Source organism: Arcicella rigui, from assembly GCF_034929435.1.
Classification (GTDB): domain Bacteria; phylum Bacteroidota; class Bacteroidia; order Cytophagales; family Spirosomataceae; genus Arcicella; species Arcicella rigui.
The window spans coordinates 22,271-41,077 of the sequence record NZ_JAYFUM010000014.1 but is presented as its reverse complement, the minus strand read 5'-3'; the positions used below and the strand labels follow the sequence as shown (position 1 = coordinate 41,077).

At 30.6% G+C, this 18,807-nt stretch carries 17 protein-coding genes; 7 read left to right on the top strand and 10 right to left on the bottom strand.

Annotation, left to right across the window (positions count from 1 at the left end):
* From VB248_RS12515 to VB248_RS12495, 6 genes are all read left to right on the top strand, one after another.
* Positions 1 to 888, top strand: a complete 888-nt coding sequence (locus VB248_RS12515) for a nucleotidyltransferase (RefSeq protein WP_323297126.1) — start codon at positions 1 to 3, stop codon at positions 886 to 888.
* Positions 889 to 890: 2 nt separating this feature from the next.
* Positions 891 to 1,025 carry a DUF2188 domain-containing protein gene (locus VB248_RS22590; protein ID WP_407652907.1) on the top strand — a complete coding sequence of 45 codons (135 nt, stop codon included), beginning with the start codon at positions 891 to 893 and terminating at the stop codon, positions 1,023 to 1,025.
* A 147-nt stretch (positions 1,026 to 1,172) separates the two neighbouring features.
* Positions 1,173 to 1,844: a DUF3800 domain-containing protein gene (locus VB248_RS12510; RefSeq protein WP_323297125.1), complete on the top strand. Its 672-nt coding sequence runs from the start codon at positions 1,173 to 1,175 to the stop codon at positions 1,842 to 1,844.
* Entirely contained in the window at positions 1,844 to 2,383 is a 540-nt protein-coding gene (locus tag VB248_RS12505; RefSeq protein WP_323297124.1) for a hypothetical protein, read from the top strand. The genes VB248_RS12510 and VB248_RS12505 overlap by 1 nt, the downstream gene beginning before the upstream one ends.
* Positions 2,384 to 2,577: 194 nt before the next feature.
* Positions 2,578 to 5,811, top strand: a complete 3,234-nt coding sequence (locus VB248_RS12500) for a type I restriction endonuclease subunit R (RefSeq protein ID WP_323297123.1) — start codon at positions 2,578 to 2,580, stop codon at positions 5,809 to 5,811.
* The gene (locus tag VB248_RS12495; protein ID WP_323297122.1) at positions 5,811 to 6,515 is read left to right on the top strand and encodes a M48 family metallopeptidase; all 705 of its coding nucleotides are present in this window, start codon (positions 5,811 to 5,813) and stop codon (positions 6,513 to 6,515) included. Before VB248_RS12500 ends, VB248_RS12495 begins: the two co-directional genes overlap by 1 nt.
* A 186-nt stretch (positions 6,516 to 6,701) precedes the next feature.
* Here VB248_RS12495 and VB248_RS12490 read toward each other — a convergent pair whose 3' ends face one another.
* From VB248_RS12490 to VB248_RS12445, 10 genes are all read right to left on the bottom strand, one after another.
* Positions 6,702 to 6,971, bottom strand: a complete 270-nt coding sequence (locus tag VB248_RS12490) for a hypothetical protein (protein WP_323297121.1) — start codon at positions 6,969 to 6,971, stop codon at positions 6,702 to 6,704.
* Positions 6,972 to 6,973: 2 nt separating this feature from the next.
* Positions 6,974 to 7,399 (bottom strand): hypothetical protein, encoded by a 426-nt coding sequence (locus VB248_RS12485; protein WP_323297120.1) that lies wholly within the window; start codon positions 7,397 to 7,399, stop codon positions 6,974 to 6,976.
* A gap of 164 nt (positions 7,400 to 7,563) precedes the next feature.
* Positions 7,564 to 7,749 (bottom strand): hypothetical protein, encoded by a 186-nt coding sequence (locus VB248_RS12480; protein WP_323297119.1) that lies wholly within the window; start codon positions 7,747 to 7,749, stop codon positions 7,564 to 7,566.
* Positions 7,750 to 7,823: 74 nt separating this feature from the next.
* On the bottom strand, positions 7,824 to 8,828 hold the full coding sequence (locus tag VB248_RS12475) for an AAA family ATPase (RefSeq protein WP_323297118.1): 1,005 nt from the start codon (positions 8,826 to 8,828) through the stop codon (positions 7,824 to 7,826).
* Complete coding sequence (locus VB248_RS12470) at positions 8,818 to 9,093, bottom strand: hypothetical protein (RefSeq protein ID WP_323297117.1); 276 nt, start codon at positions 9,091 to 9,093, stop codon at positions 8,818 to 8,820. The genes VB248_RS12475 and VB248_RS12470 overlap by 11 nt, the downstream gene beginning before the upstream one ends.
* Before the next feature lie 29 nt (positions 9,094 to 9,122).
* Positions 9,123 to 9,467 carry a helix-turn-helix domain-containing protein gene (locus VB248_RS12465; protein ID WP_323297116.1) on the bottom strand — a complete coding sequence of 115 codons (345 nt, stop codon included), beginning with the start codon at positions 9,465 to 9,467 and terminating at the stop codon, positions 9,123 to 9,125.
* Positions 9,468 to 9,560: 93 nt separating this feature from the next.
* Positions 9,561 to 10,511 (bottom strand): hypothetical protein, encoded by a 951-nt coding sequence (locus VB248_RS12460; protein ID WP_323297115.1) that lies wholly within the window; start codon positions 10,509 to 10,511, stop codon positions 9,561 to 9,563.
* A gap of 152 nt (positions 10,512 to 10,663) precedes the next feature.
* Positions 10,664 to 14,941, bottom strand: coding sequence for an NACHT domain-containing protein (locus VB248_RS12455; protein ID WP_323297114.1), 4,278 nt, complete (start codon positions 14,939 to 14,941; stop codon positions 10,664 to 10,666).
* 677 nt (positions 14,942 to 15,618) lie between these two features.
* Positions 15,619 to 16,839 (bottom strand): site-specific integrase, encoded by a 1,221-nt coding sequence (locus VB248_RS12450; protein WP_323297113.1) that lies wholly within the window; start codon positions 16,837 to 16,839, stop codon positions 15,619 to 15,621.
* Between the two features lie 289 nt (positions 16,840 to 17,128).
* Positions 17,129 to 17,683, bottom strand: coding sequence for a hypothetical protein (locus tag VB248_RS12445; protein WP_323297112.1), 555 nt, complete (start codon positions 17,681 to 17,683; stop codon positions 17,129 to 17,131).
* Between the two features lie 364 nt (positions 17,684 to 18,047).
* Between VB248_RS12445 and VB248_RS12440 the strand changes: the two genes are divergently transcribed.
* Positions 18,048 to 18,692, top strand: a complete 645-nt coding sequence (locus VB248_RS12440; RefSeq protein ID WP_323297111.1) for a hypothetical protein — start codon at positions 18,048 to 18,050, stop codon at positions 18,690 to 18,692.
* Positions 18,693 to 18,807: the final 115 nt, after the last annotated feature.

Genomic DNA, 18,807 nt, shown 5'->3' with positions numbered 1-18,807 from the left:
ATGCGTAATCCTAAATCTCATAATGGCGTAAAAGTACAAAGTCAATTCTTGAAATTTGAAAAAGCGATTTCTCTAACACCTTTAAAAAAGGAAAGATTGTCAAAATCAATGTTAGCCTTGAATGCGAAATTGAATAATTATCTAACGAAGATAGACAAGTTATGCTATTTCAGCACCCAAGTGCAAGGTTCATTTAAGATGGGAACAATCGTAGTGGGTAAAGATGGAACTTATGATATTGATGTGGGTATTTGGTTTTTAAGAGAACCAAATTTAACCCCTGCAACCATTAAAAATCATATTTACCGTGCCTTGGAAGGGCATACGTTGGGTGGTATGATTAAAAAAGATAAGTGTCTCAGAGTAATTTATGCAAGTGAGTATCATGTAGATTTACCTATTTACTATAAGACCAAGAAAGATAAATATCCATTTTTAGGTACAAAAGACCGCTGGCTACCTACTGACCCACTAGGTTTTTGCAATTGGTTTAAAAAAGAAAAAGCAGGGAAACCACAGTTGGTAAGAATAGTAAAATACTTTAAATTTTGGGCTAATTCAAAATCTCAAAAAATGCCAAGTGGAATGGCAATAACTGTATGGGCTACTGAAAACTATGTCCCACATGAGAGGGATGATATTGCGTTTTATGAAACGACAAAGGCAATGTACAAACAGGTTGATAAGAGTTTTGAATGTATAAATCCAACTCCTCCTAATGATGATTTGATGGATAGATTATCAATTAACCAGAAAATCTATTTTTTAGGGAAACTTAGGAATTTAGCTGAGACAGCTGAAAGAGCTATTAAAAAAATGGACGAACAAGAAGCTATCCATATTTGGACTATGATTTTTGGAAAACGATTTAGTAAAAATAATTTTTAACCATAAAAAACTGTCATTTAACAAAGAAAGGCGACTTGTGGAAACATACAAGTGAAAATAATAAAAAGACCCCAAAGGTATTTGACACTAAAAAAGAAGCTATCAATGAAAGTGCTGAATTTTTTATAAGTAATTAAAGGGACTTTCTAAGAACTTATTTAGAAAAGGGTAAAATTGTAGTAGAAAGAACTTGTCCAAAGTCAAGCATCGCTTCACAAACAAAAGGGTAGTTTGCAAATCAGCTACTAAGAATTAATATTGATGATATAAAAATTACTAATAGAATGACCAAAACATATAACTTTTATTGCGATGAAAGCACACACATTGAAAAAGATGGGCAACCCTATATGTTGCTATCTTTTATCAGTACGTCTTATCATCAGTTAAAGATTCATAATGAGAATATAAGGGAGTTAAAAATAAAACATCATTACAAAGGTGAAATGAAATGGAGTTCTATTTCTAAATCTCAGTATCCTTTTTATAATCAAGTAATTGAGTATTTTTTTGCGACTGATTTGCAATTTAGAGCTATTGTTATTGATAAATCAAAACTTAACCATGAAGCCTTTGGACAAAGCCATGATGATTTTTATGACAAAATGTATTTCCAACTTTTAACCAAGAAAATATTTCCTGAAAACAACTATAATATCTACATTGACATAAAAGATACGCATAGCTATAAGAAAGCAAGAAGCCTAAAACAGTATTTAGAACGAGATTATCACAATATTAGAACGCTTCAAGTGATAAGGTCTTATGAAAGTGAATTAATGCAATTATCTGATGTGTTGATGGGAGCGATAAACTATAAGCTTCGAGGATTAAACAGGGTTACTGCTAAGAATAACATTATAGAAAAAATAGAAAGACATTGTGGCAGACCTATCACACAGAAGACCTTTAAAGATGAAAGTAAGTTTAATTTATTTTTTATTGACTTGAAATAATGCCATTCAACTTAACTAAGATATACAACCAGCATTTGGAGTTATTGCATCTTACTGAACCTCAAAGAATAAATTCTTTAAAAGCAATTTTTGAAAGAGATATAGCCAGTAATGAAGCATTTTTGTTCAGGACAAAAATAATTAGACCTCTCAAAATAGAAGGTCAACCAAGTATGGAAACACTTTTTAGTCATCTGACTCATCAATCAGAGGAAGTAAGGAGTGAAGATGGTAAGACCGTGAAGAAAAGAAGCTTTTTTGATATAGAACGGTCAAAAAGATTACATTGGATATGGCATCACATACAGGAAAAAGCCTTGAAAAACATAGATGTGTTTAGCTATGAAGATAGAATAGGAGGAAAAAATGTAATAAGGACTTATATCTATGACCATGTAGAAAAGTATATAATCGTTTTAGAACCTCAACGAAGTAAATTAGATTATTACTTACTTACAGCATACTATCTTTCAGAAAAATTAGGAGGAGTAAAGCAAATAGAGAAGAAAAGAAAGAAAAGATTAGTAGAAATCTATTAAACCGCAAAGCTCGGTACACATCTGGGTGTATCGAGCTTCGAAATTCAATTCTCCTAACATGGTAGAATGAACAATGCAAAGGTATTAATATTCTAATTTAAAAACAAGAAAAGTAAGTACAATATAAAGGATGATGTAGTAATAGATTGAGTATTAACAAAGTGCTACAATAAAAAGAGGTATAATATAATACAATGGATGTTCCAAGCTACAAAGAAGACCATATAAGTCAAATACCAGCATTAATGTTGCTGATGAAAATGGGTTTCTATTATCTAACGCCAGAAGAAGCTCTTGAACTTCGTGGAAGTAGAACAAGTAACGTTTTGCTTGAACCGATACTGAAAAAACAACTGGAACAAATTAATACGATACATTACAAAGACAAAGAGTTCTCTTTTTCTAATAGTAATATTAATGCTGCTATTACTGCTCTTCGAGAATTGCCCATTCAAGATGGTTTTATCAAGGCTAATCAAGTTTTCTATGACCTTATTACCTTGGGAAAAAGTTTAGAACAAACTGTCTTAAATGATAAAAAAAGTTTTTCATTTCAATACATTGACTGGAAGAATTTTAACAATAATATATTTCATGTAACAGAAGAATTTAGTGTATTACGAAGTAATAGGAATGACCATTACAGACCTGATATTGTATTGTTTGTGAACGGTATTCCAATGGTGATAATTGAATGTAAGAGTAATGTTACACAAGGCAATGATGCTCCTGTCCAATTAGGTATTTCCCAACACTTTCGCAATCAAAAGGATGACGGAATAAGGGCTTTATATCAATACAGTAATTTGCTTGTTTCTTTGTCTGTTAGTGAAGCGAAGTATGCTACAACAGCTACTTCAAAGGAGTTTTGGAGTGTATGGAAAGAAGTTTTTAGGACTAAAGAAGAGGAAGAGAAATATGCCTCTGAGATTAGAGAACTGAAAAATAGACTTTTACCAAACGACGAAAGAACGGCTATTTTTAATCAACGATTTAGGAATGTATTTAGCTATTTTAATCATTTAGAGCAACAAGAGGTTTTAATAACCGAGCAAGACAAATTACTATTTAGCCTATGTCGGAAAGAACGCCTGTTAGATTTACTTTTCAACTACATTATTTATGATGATGGTGTAAAAAAGATAACTCGTTATCAACAATATTTTGCTATAAGAGAAACGCTTAAAAAAATTAGCAAGGTTGATGAAAAAGGAAAACGAACAGGTGGTGTGATATGGCATACACAGGGAAGTGGGAAATCTCTAACTATGGTTATGTTGGCACAGATGATAGCAAGTAATCCTAATATCAAAAATCCTAAAATCATATTAGTTACTGATAGAATTGACCTAAATACACAAATAACAGAGACCTTTCAAAAATGTCATGTAGCAGTAGAAGAAGCTCAAACAGGAAAACACTTAGTAGATTTAATCAATAGTCCCACAGATGCTGTTATCACAACGTTGATACATAAATTTGAAGCCGCTGTAAATCAAGCTAAAGAAGGTTTTACTTCGACAAATATTTTTGTACTAATAGATGAAGGGCATCGTAGTCAATACGGAACATTCAATGTGAAAATGCAAAAAATCTTCCCTAATGCGTGTTTCGTAGCTTTTACGGGTACACCTTTAATGAAAAAAGAAAAAAGTACGGCTAATAAATTTGGTGGGATAATAGATGTTTATTCTATTACAGATGCTGTTGAAGATAAGGCAGTTGTTCCATTATTATATGAAGGGAGGCACAATCTTATAGAAGTTAATGAAAAACCACTGGACACCTTTTTTGATAAAGTATCAGAACCATTGACAAAATATGGCAAAGCTGAATTAAAACGGAAATATAGCACTAAAAGCCAATTGAATAAGGCTGACCAAATTGTTTATGCAAGAGCTTGGGATATTACAGAACATTTTGTAGATAATATTCAAGGCACAGGATTTAAGGGTCAATTAATTGCACCTAATAAAACGATAGCGATTAAATACAGAGAATACATAAAGGAAATAGGTAAAGTTAGCTGTGAAGTACTGATTTCTGCTCCTGATACAAGAGAAAACCATGATGACGCTTATGAAGAAAATGAAGATATAGTTTTGAAGTTTTATAAAGCCATGATGAGTAAATATGGCAAACAAGAAAACTATGAAAAATCTATTATTAGTGCCTTTAAAAAACAAGAGAACCCTGAAATAATTATTGTAGTTGATAAACTATTAACGGGTTTTGATGCTCCTAATAACCAAGTACTTTATGTTACCCGTAGCTTAAAAGAACATACTCTATTACAAGCGATTGCAAGGGTGAATAGAGTGGCGGCAGGAAAAGAATATGGGTTAATCATTGATTATTTTGGAAATTTGCAAAATTTAGACACTGCTTTAAATACATACAGTGGCTTAAATGATTTTGATGAACATGAATTGGTAGGTACAATTACAAATATTAATAAAGAACTTGAAAAACTACCACAAGCCCACAGCGAATTATGGGGGATTTTTAAGGAAATAAAAAATAAATATGATGCGGAAGCTTATGCACTTTTATTAAAAGATGAGAGTATTCGTCATCATTTTTATGACAAATTATCGGTATTTATTCGTTTGTTTAAATTAGCCATGACATCATTCGAGTTCAATGATATAAGTAATGAAAGACTGATAGATAAATATAAAAAAGATAGTAAGTTTTTCTTACAATTGAGAGTAGATGTAAAACGTCGGTACTTTGATGATATAGATTACAAAGAATATGAACCACAAGTACAAAAACTGATAGACAAACACATCACGACCGAAGGAGATGTGTTGAAAATAACAGCATTGGTAGATATTTTTGATAAAGAAAAAAGAGAAGCTGAGGTTGAGAAACTACATGGAAATGCTGCCAAAGCAGACCATATAGCAACCAGAACAATAAAGGCAATCAATGTAAAGATGAATGATGATAGTATCTACTATAAAAAGCTATCAGCATTAATCAAAGAAGCGATAGATGACTACCACCAACACAGAATTAACGAGGCTGAATACCTCACCCGAGCTAAAGACCTTGAGAATCAATTTTTATCAGGGAGACAAGAAAATGTACCTACATTAATTCAAGAGAAACCAACAGTGATTGCCTATTATAATCAAATAAATACCGTTTTGAATGATAGTTTTATGAATTATCCAGATTCTAAAAATATAACGGCTATGATTGCAATAGAAATAGAGGAAAGTATCAAAAGTGTAGTCTATGAATTTGATACACTAATTATTGATTGGCAGAAAAATGAAGAAATAGATAAATCAGTGAAAAATGCTTTAGATGATTTACTATATGAAAAGCAGCGTCAATACAATTTGGAATTTTCATTTCAAAAGATAGATACTTTGATAGAAGAAGTCATTAAAATAGCTAAACTTAAATACATATAATGCCAGACTCTATTCATCAAGTAAATTACGGTAGTAAAGTCATTGAATACCATTTGACTTTTAGTAATAGAAAATCATTAGGAATACAAGTATTACCTAACTGCGATATTAATGTGATAGCACCATTAAATTCAAGTCTATTTGATATTCAAGAAAAAGTCAAATCAAAAGCTGGTTGGATATTAAAACAGCAAAATTTCTTTGAGAGATACAAACCTAATATTCCAGAACGTAGGTTTGTTAATGGTGAAACACATTTATACTTAGGAAGACAATACAAACTAAAAATTGTTCCTAATACGAGTAATGATGTAAAGATTTATAGAGGGGAGATGATAGTTTTTACAGATACTAAAACTTCAGCAGAAAAAGTATTAAATAATTGGTACAAAATAAAAGCGAAAATTTTATTTAGCGATTTTTTGAATAAAAACATAATTTTATTTCAAAAGTATAAGACAATAAGTCCAGTTTTAGAGATAAGACAAATGAACAAAAGATGGGGTAGTTGTAACAAAGCTGGAAAAATAACATTAAACATCAATCTCATTAAAGCACATAAGGGATGTATTGAATATGTAATAATTCATGAATTGTGTCATATTGTTTACTATAATCATACAAAAGATTTCTATAATTTACTTAATAGCTTATGTCCTGATTGGGAAAGATGGAAAGATAAGTTGGAACAACAATTAGCCTAATTATCTAATATGAATTTCAATTCACGTTAGTACAATGAGACATTACAGAATCAAGCAAAGTAAAATTTTAGTGAGTTTAATAGTTTAAATAGGTACTAATTATCAGGTGATATATTTACAAAAAGGTTACAAAGGTCTGAATTATAAGAAATCATCAGACCTTTGAAATAATATTTAGCTTAAACATTAATTATAGTAAGGTTTCAATAAAGACTCGTCTTTAATCTTTTTCGATTCTTTTAACAACCTTTCCTCTTCCTTCTTCTTTTTAGGAAAATAGTAAAAGACAAGATAAAGACCTACACCAAAAACAATGATTAATATGCCTAAAAGGAAATGCCAAAAGCTAAAGCCTTTGCTTTTAGTTGGAGTAACAACCTCTAAAGCTCTTTCGACTACGATACCCGATAAACCTTCTGTTACTTCCGCAAACGGATGTGATATTACTTCAAACATAGTTACGATAGTTTTACTGAGTCTAATAAAATGGTATAAATATCTTCAATCTGACTGATGGTTTTACTTACCTTTTCACCATGAATATTTTTGTATTCCAAACGCTGACCTTGACGAGTTTGAAAAGCTTTTTTCAGTAAATCGTTTTCATAAAACCCTACTTTTTTTCTTAGGTTCTGAATCTCTCTTTGCAAAAAATCTATTTTCGTTGCTAACTCAGAGGTGTTACTGAGACTTGGTGGCGTTTTAGATTTTCTACTTGCAATAAGGGTATCTACATACTCACTTAATGTCATCCCTATTTGTTGAGCTTCTTGAGCTAACTGAATTTTTGTGCCAGCATCACACTTAAAGCCAAGTGTAACTTTGTTGGTAGCATTTTGGAGACCTTCCAATTGTAATGCTCTTCCTGTTCTAATTTCGTTCATGTTTCTATTTTTAAAAATTAACCTTGATTTACTTCATTGAATTAATCTTCATTAATTCTGACGGTATAAAAATAATTAACCCCAATAAACCGCTTTCGGGTTAATTGGGGTTAATCTTGGTTAATTCAGATTAATTCAAGTTAATTCCTGATAGTTTATACAGGTTAATCAGGTGGTTCGCCAAGGTGGTTAATGATGATTAATACTTCTTTGGGTGTAAGTATTCTTGTTGATTTGTCAATGATAAAGTCTGGTATTTTTGCAAGCATTTTATTAAAAGTCTTCAGACATACTTGATAACGTTGTGCCAGTTGAGTGCGAGTCATGGCTTTGTATTTGGGTGTTTCCATTGTTTTCTATTTTGAAACCGTCACAGTCGTAACAGTTGTCACAAGTGTGACGGCTGTGACGATTGTGACGAAAATTATAAGCTGTACTTATCAATCATTCTTTTGACCTTCATTTTATGTACTCCTAATTCGTCTGCGATTTTGCTCATTGAGACTTCTGGGTTCTCAGCTTTCATACTTACGATAATACTTTTCATTTCTTCCTCTGCTTCTTTTTTGGGCTTTAGATGCTTTTGTTCATAATCATTTGAGATAAATTCAAAGCCTAAAAAATTGTATGGTTTAGATAGTTCACAAGTCCAAACCTCATCCGTCATGGCACAAGAACGTGCCTTTAATTGTTTGATGTACCTGATTGAAGCTCCCTGACTACTTTTGCCAATGCAAAAAACGCTATCGGCAAAATTGGCTATTTGCCTGCTACCTGATAAGTCATTTATCGTCATCGGATTTGATGGATTGAGCCTCTTAGGCGTGTGAGCTAAGACTAAAAGGCTTAGTTTAAATTGGTTTTTTAGTTTCGTTAAGTACTTCATCAAGGGTAAAGCACTTTTACTACTTTCGTTTGACTCCATGCTTAGAAAAGAGATATTATCTACAATCAAAATTTTTGATTGGGTTTTGATAATCTGTATTTCTATTTCTGCAAAGAGTTGTGTTTCAAAAACAGTAAAATCTGAATAATTTGAGTTTATTTCAACTCGTAGAAAGTTATTATCCCACAAATAATGGTTTTCCCATTCAATAGAGTATCGTTTCTCGAATTGCTTAATACTTAATTCAAAGTCGAAGTACAATACTTTTTGAGGTTGGGTTTCTGTCTTGAAAACACCTTTATTTTTTCCTTTACTAATATTATCAGCCACTTGAACTGCAAAAATTGATTTTCCCACATTGGTATCAGCAAAAAGAATACAGACCTCACCTTCAAACCAAAAATTTCCACATAGTTTTAGAGGTATAGGCTGATTTTTTGCCTTCTGGATACATTCATTCGCTGACTGTACTATTAGTAATCCTTGAGAGGAATCTTGCCCTTCAAGAGATACGTTTTTTTTAGTGATAGGTTTAAAGTCCATTTTCATAGAGGTTTACAGGTAAATTACACAACAAGCCTTCTGGATGAGTACGAAGTTGTATCTGAATTCCAGAAAAATTATCGTCACTATTTTCCAAAAAAGTCCAATTATTTTCAATACTTTTCCACAAATCTTGATGTTTAAGGAGACTAAACTCATTATAGATTTCTGTAAGAGACTGTATTAATTTGTTCTCACGATTGATGTGAATAACATTGGCATTTGCTTTTTGGGCGTAGGCTTCTAAAAGCTTCCTACGCTCCATAATGATTTGCTTTAAGGAAGATAGATGATTCACTGTACACCTCCTTTCTTTAGTTTAGTCAGGGTTTCTTCTTGAATTTCACGAGCAGACTTTTTACGATTTGAAGCCATCCATATATCTAAATCAGCTTTAAGGAAATAGTTTCTCTTTCCTCTTTTGTGATAAGGAATAATATTATTATGGCAATAGTTATATAATGTGTTTTTAGGGAGTTGAAGATAACTTGAAGCCTCATCAATAGAGAGATACTCGTGTGATTGGAAAGTTTTACCTTTTGAGGAGTTCGTTTGCTCACTCATTGCTTCCTGAATTGTGCCTTTTATGAGTTCCTTGAACTCATGTTTAGAGAAGGCTATTAGAATTGTTTCTGTCATGTTTTTATTGTTAATTTTACATGACAAAGTTGATGGAATGGTAAAAAAAAAGTCATTACCGTAATGATTACCGTAACGACTTTATTATGTAATCTATTGTTTTTCAGTATTTTGTCTAATTGTATCGAAGCGTGCTTTGTACTTTGTTGTATAGATGCCTTCATAGATATTTTCTTTTGTTTTGCTGTCTTGTGTAGGTTTTAGTACTTGCTCAATAGTATTTGATTTAGTAAAATATTGTTTAATTAGCTTAGTCGGAATTTCGTCTATCCATTTTTTACGATATAATTCAACAAATAATTCTGCTAATTCCTTTTGTGTACCGTTCCATTCTATTTTGCTTAATGTTGATAGCTCATTAGTTGATGGATTAACTTCAAGCAATTGATGATGATTTTCGGGTAAATAATTCTTTAATTCTATTTGAATTTTTCTGTTTAACTCAACTTGAAAATGGTCGTAAAATAATCCATTAATTAATTGCGAAACCTGACGGTTGAGTGTAATATTTTCTTTTTTCTTTTCTTTATCGGTTAATATTCGCAAGCCCATTTTTGTTAATAAAATTCTGTACGCTTGTCTATAAGGCATATTTTCTTTTATCAAATCACTTTTTAGATTTTTAATAGCCAGAAATTGCTGTTTTTGTTTGTAGTCTAATATTTTCCATTCATGTGATTTCATAAAAACTTGAGCAATAGATTTAACCTTTTCTATTACATTGTGAAGCTTTGTTTGGCTCAAATCGCCGAAAATATGTCTAAGCTCTCCTTCTTCATTACTATCAAGATAGTTTATGGTTGAATCTAATTCAAGATTTAATAACTCTTTCCTCCTTTCGATAGATGAACGATATTTAAGTTTTTGTAATAAATTATCCCATTCTTGCTGATGCCGCATATTTTCCAACTCAAACTCATACGGTGAGATTTCTTTCAAGAAATCTATTACTGTGCAATCCCCCGCCTCCCTAATTTCTACTTCAAATTTTTCTAAAAGAGTTTCATCTTGTTGTGTCTGGTTCATTTTTAAAAGATTTATCACATTGTTAAATAGTAGTATAGTTCAGGGAATACACCTATTTTTTTAATGGTTTTGAATTGAGGTGAATTTTCCTACTGTTTACATTCTTGATTTACATAATAATTTAAGCAAATGCAATCACTTTAGCTTATTATATTTAAACTCTATTTATTTTATACATCATACCTTAAATTAATATTATCACTAAATACATTCACTTGGGAAATTGTGGAAATATCTATTTTATTCATGTAATAGTCTTCTTCAAACTCTCGAAGCTTTTTATTTAAACTCCAAAATACATCGTTTCCTTTTTCGATATATTTATTTACTGCTACTCTAATTTGATTAAAATAACTTTCATTATTTAACGAGTACTTTTTAAATATTTCAAATATTAAAGTATCTAAATCTCCTCTATAAAAGCCTTCTTTTTTCTTTATTCTATTTGCAACAGCCAACTCCAAAAGTTCTACTAAAATTGAAAATGAATCATTGAATGGTATCTTAGCTATCGATGTAATCCACTCTTTTTTTTCATGTAGCTCATCACCCTTTTTTTCTACATAATTCTTTAATTCTTCTAATCCGAGAATATGACTATTCAAAATCAACTGATTCATTGCCTTGAAACGATTGTCCTCACTTAGCTCTTCACTAAGACAGTTTTCCAGTATCCTGTTAGTCTTTTGTAAATATTTACTATGTGTCGATAGTTTTTCTAAAACAAACCAGTCTGAATCATTTTGGACGTCAAAGTTTGAAAGCTTAAAAGCAAAATCGATAATAGAACCTTTCAATACTAAATATATTTCAATCGTTATTTTTGTTGTGTAGTCACTAAGAATTTCTTTTTTTATTGTATCTAATAGAAATGGTGTAGCTTCCTTAATTTTTAATTTTCTACATATTCGGAAATGATTGGGCAAAACACTTGTTACTAATACATTATTTTGCAAATTTTCTAAGATTCTTCTTTTGATAATACTTTCATTACCAATTTTCTCAATCACTATATCAGATATTGATTTTACTCTTTTGGGGTTAGTATCACTATATTCAATTTCTCGAATATCACTCATGTCAAAAGAAATCATATCTAACATTGTTTCTTGAGGAATAACTAAATCTATTTTTTGAAAAAAATGAGCAAAGTTATATTCAAGGGTTCTATAATATTCTTGTCCATTTTCAAGAAATCTGGCAGTCTTGAAATTGAGAGATGGCAATAAAGAATAGCACCAATCTTTAATATAGTCAATATGTTTAAGCGGTAGCTCTTCTTCTTGGATATTTAATCTTCTATCAAGTTGGTTTAAAACATACCATGTCCAGCTTTCGTCACTATCTATATCATTAAAAATATTGTTGGTATCTATTTTCCCGTTATCTCTATAAAGTTTTTCAAGATATTCATAAGGTAAGTTGCATTTAATAGTATTATTTTCATATTCAAAATCTGTAATTCTTTTTAATGTGATGTCGTCTCCTAAATCTTTTAACACAGAGTAAATACACTCTTTAAACTTAGTCTTATTCAATAATAGCTCTAAGTCATTTAATTCTTTCTGTTTTCTGTAATCTTCGTAGTTATCATGCTTAAATACTGGATACTCGTGAAAAATATTTGAATGTAGATTAATCTCTCTGAGAAAGTATTCAAGCAGTTCATTTTCCCTTAACGCTAATAAATCGAACTTAAATTGCCCAACATCAATATCATTAAAAGTACCTTTTTTATACTTTACGACCCATTTGTCAATAATGGGCTTAGTTATCCAGCAAGTAAACCAATTGCGAACATACCATTTAACATCGTTTTTGTTTGCACCTTCCCAGAAGTACCAAAAAGCCTTTTCTGTTGTATTTGTCCTCTCAAAAAATGGTTTGCATTTTGCAAAAAACATATTATCGTATGATTTATTCAATCTTTGTTCAAGGAGTTTCAGGACTTTATTTAATATTTTACTATCCGAATTATACCCTTTAATCAATTGAACTGTAAATTTTTCAAAAAAAGTACCTTTAAAATCTTCATCACAAAATATTTTACTTCTTCTTTCAAGTTCATTGTGATTTTTAATCATGTAAATTAAAATCTTGTGTAGAGAAGATACTAACTCAACTTTGTGAATACCTTCATAAAAATCAAGTCTAATCCCAGTGCTTCTTCTTACACCATTTTTAATTAACTCATTATTGCATATTGGAATACATTTTAAATAAAAACTAATATATTTATCGACCAAGTCTAATTGGTTTATAACTTGAAAAACTATACTTAATACATTCTTATATTTAAACGATGGTTTTGTATTCATTAACCACTCTACAAATTCTTTATTTGCTAACTTAAGACGATAAAATACCCTAAGAGCATCTTCATGTATTTCACAATCATAGGTATTAATTTGGAGAACATTTTTCAATGCTTTAGCTATTTCTTCTTTTAACCCAAATAACTCGTCAGGGTCAGCAAATTTCAATAAGTAAATAAGTTCTCTTGTAAGTTTAGGATTATTGATAGAGATATTCTCAATAAGGTATTTAACTACTTCTGGATTTTCATATATGCCAGCGAATTTAATAAGTTCTCCAGAGTCATAGTTTAGATAATCTCTTTCTGGGCTTTCTATAATCTTTTTGAAAATGCCATAACGTAGTCCTAACGAAATTTTTTCCAATTCAAACCTTATCAATAAAGTATGGTCAGACTTAATGATGAAGTCTAATAGATTTTTAAAAACATCGGAGTCTTCTGGTAACAGGCTGAACAATGATGATAATGTATTCGTCCATTTAGGCTTTACTTTTATAAAATCTGGTTCAAAGGATATACATTTTTTTATGGTGTCAAATGACTGTCTTGCTAAAAGTTTGGCGACAAGATATTCTTGAAATAAGTTATGTGAAAATTCAATTTTGCTTTCTTTTTTACTTATTAGTGGAGAGTATTCTATTATTTTCCTATCGTCATTAATAAATCCTTCTCTATATTCTTTGGATTCTAAAATATTCTTTCCCATCAGTAGCATCATAGTTGCTAACTTGGAAAGCAGAAAGTCTTGTTTAATTTCAATATCTTCCCAGTCAGATTTTGAAATTCTGCCAGAAGAAATTTCTTCTCTGTTAATTAGGTCTATAATTCTATTAAAGATTTCAGTTTTATTGTCAGGGAAATTATTAGGTGATTCGTTATAAAGTTGGGTGAGCTTAATCAAATAAAAAGGTGTTACTAACAAATCATTCATTTTGTTAGTACGAATTAGATTCATAAACTCTTCTGTCCTATACTGTAATTGTTGATAAATATATTGATGGACTTCGCTATATAGGCTAAGCTTTTGAAGATAGTAAACTTCAAATTGTTCAAAATTAGAAATTCCGTTGTTTCTTGAGGATATTACAATATTAATCAATGGATGAGTCTCATTTAAGCGACCTATTCGCCTTCTTAAATCATCTTTTACTGTTTCTTTCACCTCATCATAACCATCAAAAATTATTAATAATCTTTGTTGATTTATTTTCTCCCATTCTTTACAGTATTTTGTTAATAATTCATAAAGGTCTTCATGAACATAATCTCTAAGTCTAATCAGAATCGGATATAAAGATTCAGGTGACTCATCCGATGAAAAATGATGAGCAAGTTGTTTTAATTCTGATGTCTTACCATCCCCTGCGATACTTAGTAGAATAATTTTTAGAGGTTTTTCTTTTTTTTCAAAGAGTTGAATTAATGAACCTTCAATTGAATCCTGCTTATACAATTGAGTATCATTTAGCTTTGTTAATCTTCTGGTTATATAATGAGGAACAGGTGGATAAACCTTCTTTTTAATATTATAATGTAACTTATCAAGTTTATCATGACCACAAAAAGCTTTGACAAAGTTTGGTTCTTGTCCACCATCAAAAAACTCAAATACTAATTGATGGAATGCTTTGAGTTCTATATTAAGACGCTTTGAATCCCAGATATTTAAATTGATTCCTTCAGAATGCAGTTCAATTTTTAATTCGTTAATTATATCATCATAAGTACTTAGGTCTGTATTTGTACAAATAAAAAAATTCCTTATTTTACCCCAAAATGAATTCTTTTTGACCTCGTCAATAGCATCTTTGATATTTTTCTTTGAAATTTTTAGATACTTCTTACATTGATAAACATCATAAGTTCCATCTTCTCTATAAAGTTTGAAAATGTCAATCCCTTCTTGCTTGCTTCCTTCTTTTTTATAAAGCTGTGTGTCATTTATTTTAGTATTATCTTGAGCCTGTGCTAATCTTAAACACAATCTTTCAAAATCTTTCCATGTCGAAAGACGGTCATAAGGTAATTCTTGAAGAGCAGTTAATACTGGATAATTTCCGACAGTTAGAGTGTTAGGTTGATTGAAAAGTTCATCAGTTGATGTTATTTCTTGATATTTACTTGAATTCATTTGTAATAGATGGGGGCTATTTGAACAAAAATACATTCTAAATTAATCATTTTATAATAATAATTAATTAGCCTTATAATTATTCTATTGATTTAGAATTTATTCTTTTTGAGCAAACATTAATTATTATAACGTTTTTTTTTGCATGATGAATCATGTAGAATATCAAATAATTTTTCCTGTACATTTGATAATTAATCTTCCATTAACTATCAAATGTACTTTACTTATTAAACCAACGAATATTACCTTTTCATATCCTCTTCAATTAAACGTTTCAATCACGCCTCTTTTATCAGAAGACAAGCCTGTTCTTTCAAAAAGAAATGTATTGATAGCTCTTTCTAAGGTTCTAACCGACGATGATTTGTGAACGATTTGGACTCCGTAAAAGCATCTTTTAGTATTAGAATCTAATTGGATTAGTGCCACAAAATGAGAAAGCTCAAGTGTGAAAGTAGTGTTTCTGGAGGGTATGATTGTATTTCCTCTAATTGTCCAGACACTGTCTGGATAATTATTCTTAGCTCTTCAAGTTTCTATGGCAATAATTAATTTTCATTGGTAATATCAGCTATTTATTCTTGAATACACGATGGAGAAGGTAATATAATAAGATTGGGCAATCAGCAATTGCCCAATCTTAATTATAGCTTTGAAGTTTGTTTATGGTTAAATTACAAAAGGTTTTTCATTGCTTCGTCAAGTACATCATTGCCGAATGAATCCAAATATATTTTGGTTGTTTTTTCAGAATCGTGACCTAACATTTCTGAAATAATGGCTGTTGGTGTACCGCTTTTTTTCTGAATAGTTGCAAATGAATGTCGAGCTACGTAAGTAGTTATTGTCTCATTAATTCCCAACATTTTAGCAACCTCTTTCAAGTCTTCGTTGGTTTGCCTGTTCACTTTATGAATGCGGTCTCTCATTTGTTGTGGCGTTTTATGGAAGTCTGAAAGAATCGGAAAAATGTAAGAATCCTGACGCACGAAATTCGTTTCTCTAAAATATTGTAAAATCTTTTGAGCAGGAGGGAGGATTATAATACTATACGCTTCATTTGTTTTTTGGCGAGTATATTCTAATCGCCCATTGATAATATTCGTCCATTTAAGGTTTGCCATATCCACAAAGTTGATGCCACCACAATAATAGCTAAATAAGAAAAAGTCACGAGAACGAGCAAGGCGAGATTGTGCAGGTAACTCTTGATTGATTATTAAAAGCATATCATCTCTTGTAATCGCTCTTTTCTTTGTTTTTACATTTCGATATTTAGCAAACCCAAAATCCTTGAAAGGGTAGTAGTCGGGCTTTACTAACTCTTCTTTTTTAGCATAGCCAAGCAAAGTATTCAAGGTTCTTAGGTAATAAAAAATGGTATTTGGCATTAGTTTCTGAGAAATTAGCCAATCTTCGTACTGCTTTAAAAAATTGAAAGTAATATCAGAAAACTCTAAATCTTTCCCATTTCTAAAAGTCTTGAGTTTATTAAGTGACTCTATAAAAGCATTGGCATAACCAACTTTACCAGATTGTTCTTTTTTGCTAATTATCTCTTCAAAGTAATTGAATATGGTAATAGACTTTCTCTTCTTTTCAGCTTGAAGTATGTTGGCTAATTCCTCTAAAGAATATTCTTTCCCTTGATTTTCCAGATTTAAAATCTCACGATTGGCTTTATTCCGTACAGAATGAATCGTTATGGTCATTTCTTTGTGGTTTGGGTGTTTCTTTTTGGGGTAATTGTTTTTATCATCCCAAAGGTCTAATGAGCAACTAAAACCAAGACTTATATACTTGAATTTGCGGTCTTTGGTTAATCTTAATACAATTGGATATTCGCCATTTTTAAGTAGCTTTGATGTGAAGAGAAGTACTTTCGCTGAGGTCATTTTCTTACGATTTATTCTGATTTGATTTGTTTAAACTATTTTTTTGGTTTAAACATAGTTTAAACAAATGTAGTAAATAACCATGAATAATTGCAAGTAATAGAAAGATAAAAATAGTTATATTATTAATTTATAGATAATTAGATAAAATTGAAAACTATTAAAATATAACTGTTATACTTCTGGGGGGCGTGTGGTCGCAGGTTCAAATCCTGTCATCCCGACTACAAACGAATGGGGAATTGCAAGTCTTGCAATTCCCCATTCGTTTTATCATGAATAAAAACAATCATTCTACTGAAAATTCTTTCAAAGCTTCCAATTCTTTAAAAATTGTAATTTCCCAAGCTCTTTGCTTTTCTGGGTTTGTACCAAAATTTGTATCTGTATTATACTCCGCTTTTCTTTTGGCAAGGTTATTCATAATCTGACTGTTCGCATCATCTGCATTTACCTTCCCAAAAGCCAATTTCTTCCGATTATCAAACACAAACTTGCGGAATTGTCTTACATAGATTTCGCCTAAGTCAAATAATGTTTGTTGGTATCTTAATGTTGTGTCGGTATTCTTAGCAGTATTAATCCATGAGGCATTCTTCACAAAGCAGTTAGTAATATTCTTTTTGTAGTCTTTCGGCAATATAAACATTGAAACCACTTTGTAATCGTAGCTAAATTGTGCCGATGAAAAAGAGTTCACTTGTGGAGCTACTTTCATCTGAAAATCAGCTACCTCCAAACGTCTGTTTTTAGACCAGCAAATAAGATTAGTATCTTTAGTAGATTGTTGAGCAAAAGCAGTCGAAGTAAAAATAATGGCAATAAATAACAAGCAATATTTCATCGTTGAGTTGTTTCTTGATTTGAAAATTAGAACGGAAAGATAAAGAGAATATTTTACTTAGAAATATCATTCTGAATTTACTTTTCTTGTGTGAATAGTGTGTAAAAACATAAGTGAAAATATGGATGAAGGTAAAGAATTTAGGTAAAATACCGTTTAATAAGTTTTTGAGCGATTAATGAAAATGGAGTTTGTATGTTGGGCAAGAAAATGTTAGATTTAGAATATATTTAGTATTCTATTTTCTTATATCTCATCAGTAACAAGCCGTTTATTTGCGAAGATATACATGATGATTGAAAAGATTTAATAGGGGCTAATACCTAAAATAGAAACTTATTTCTAATAGACTAATTAAGGAAAAATGGCAAACGAAACTCAACTTGATATTCTTTCGGTGGAAGAGCTACAGAAATTGAAACTAAAAGAAGAAATCTTAATATTGAAAAAACCTATTTGGAAGCAAACTCAGTTTATATCTATTGTAGTAACGTTGATAATAGCATTTATTGGAACTTCAATTACTATATGGCAAAAACAAGAAGAAAAAATTGAGTACGCTGAAGCAGAGAGAAAAAAATATCAATTGTTAACAGAGGAACTTTTATCTGAAAAAAATAACCTTAAAGAAAAATCAGAAGAAGCTAAAGTAAGACTTTTAGAAGCATTATCTGAAAAAACAATTGCGGTTTCGGAAAAATCAGAAATAAAGAATCAAATAAATTCATTGCAAGAAATGCAATTAATGCAAAGAGAAAAATCTCTAAGTGAAAGAGTTATAAAATTACAAAATCTTGGTAAAGAGTTGGAAAAACGTAATAAAGGTTTTAAAGAAGGTTTTATTGAAGCATATGTATCAAATAATGTAACAGTTCAACGAGATATTGATAGGTTTGCAAAAGAAGGAATGAAGTTAGAAATGGAAGATTGGTTAAAAAAACAATTTCTATTTACTGCCTTGAATAGATATCAAAACTATATAGTTGAAAATACAAATACAATACCCTAATAAAGTAGGCTACTTATTTCCTGATATTTTCTTCGTAATAGCAAAAAACTTTCTCTAATTGGTACAAGTACCAGAAGCGTTACTCGTACCAACAATATTCTTTCAAAAAGAAACA

Bases quoted from the DNA above. Each gene is read 5' to 3' on its own strand.
- VB248_RS12465 (WP_323297116.1), bottom strand. From the start codon at position 9,467: ATGACAGAAACAATTCTAATAGCCTTCTCTAAACATGAGTTCAAGGAA.
- VB248_RS12500 (WP_323297123.1), top strand. From the start codon at position 2,578: ATGGATGTTCCAAGCTACAAAGAAGACCATATAAGTCAAATACCAGCA.
- VB248_RS12445 (WP_323297112.1), bottom strand. From the start codon at position 17,683: ATGAAATATTGCTTGTTATTTATTGCCATTATTTTTACTTCGACTGCT.
- VB248_RS12490 (WP_323297121.1), bottom strand. From the start codon at position 6,971: ATGTTTGAAGTAATATCACATCCGTTTGCGGAAGTAACAGAAGGTTTA.
- VB248_RS12505 (WP_323297124.1), top strand. From the start codon at position 1,844: ATGCCATTCAACTTAACTAAGATATACAACCAGCATTTGGAGTTATTG.
- VB248_RS12515 (WP_323297126.1), top strand. From the start codon at position 1: ATGCGTAATCCTAAATCTCATAATGGCGTAAAAGTACAAAGTCAATTC.
- VB248_RS12450 (WP_323297113.1), bottom strand. From the start codon at position 16,839: ATGACCTCAGCGAAAGTACTTCTCTTCACATCAAAGCTACTTAAAAAT.
- VB248_RS12485 (WP_323297120.1), bottom strand. From the start codon at position 7,399: ATGAACGAAATTAGAACAGGAAGAGCATTACAATTGGAAGGTCTCCAA.
- VB248_RS12440 (WP_323297111.1), top strand. From the start codon at position 18,048: ATGGCAAACGAAACTCAACTTGATATTCTTTCGGTGGAAGAGCTACAG.
- VB248_RS12495 (WP_323297122.1), top strand. From the start codon at position 5,811: ATGCCAGACTCTATTCATCAAGTAAATTACGGTAGTAAAGTCATTGAA.
- VB248_RS12455 (WP_323297114.1), bottom strand. From the start codon at position 14,941: ATGAATTCAAGTAAATATCAAGAAATAACATCAACTGATGAACTTTTC.
- VB248_RS12475 (WP_323297118.1), bottom strand. From the start codon at position 8,828: ATGGACTTTAAACCTATCACTAAAAAAAACGTATCTCTTGAAGGGCAA.
- VB248_RS12510 (WP_323297125.1), top strand. From the start codon at position 1,173: ATGACCAAAACATATAACTTTTATTGCGATGAAAGCACACACATTGAA.
- VB248_RS12480 (WP_323297119.1), bottom strand. From the start codon at position 7,749: ATGGAAACACCCAAATACAAAGCCATGACTCGCACTCAACTGGCACAA.
- VB248_RS12470 (WP_323297117.1), bottom strand. From the start codon at position 9,093: ATGGAGCGTAGGAAGCTTTTAGAAGCCTACGCCCAAAAAGCAAATGCC.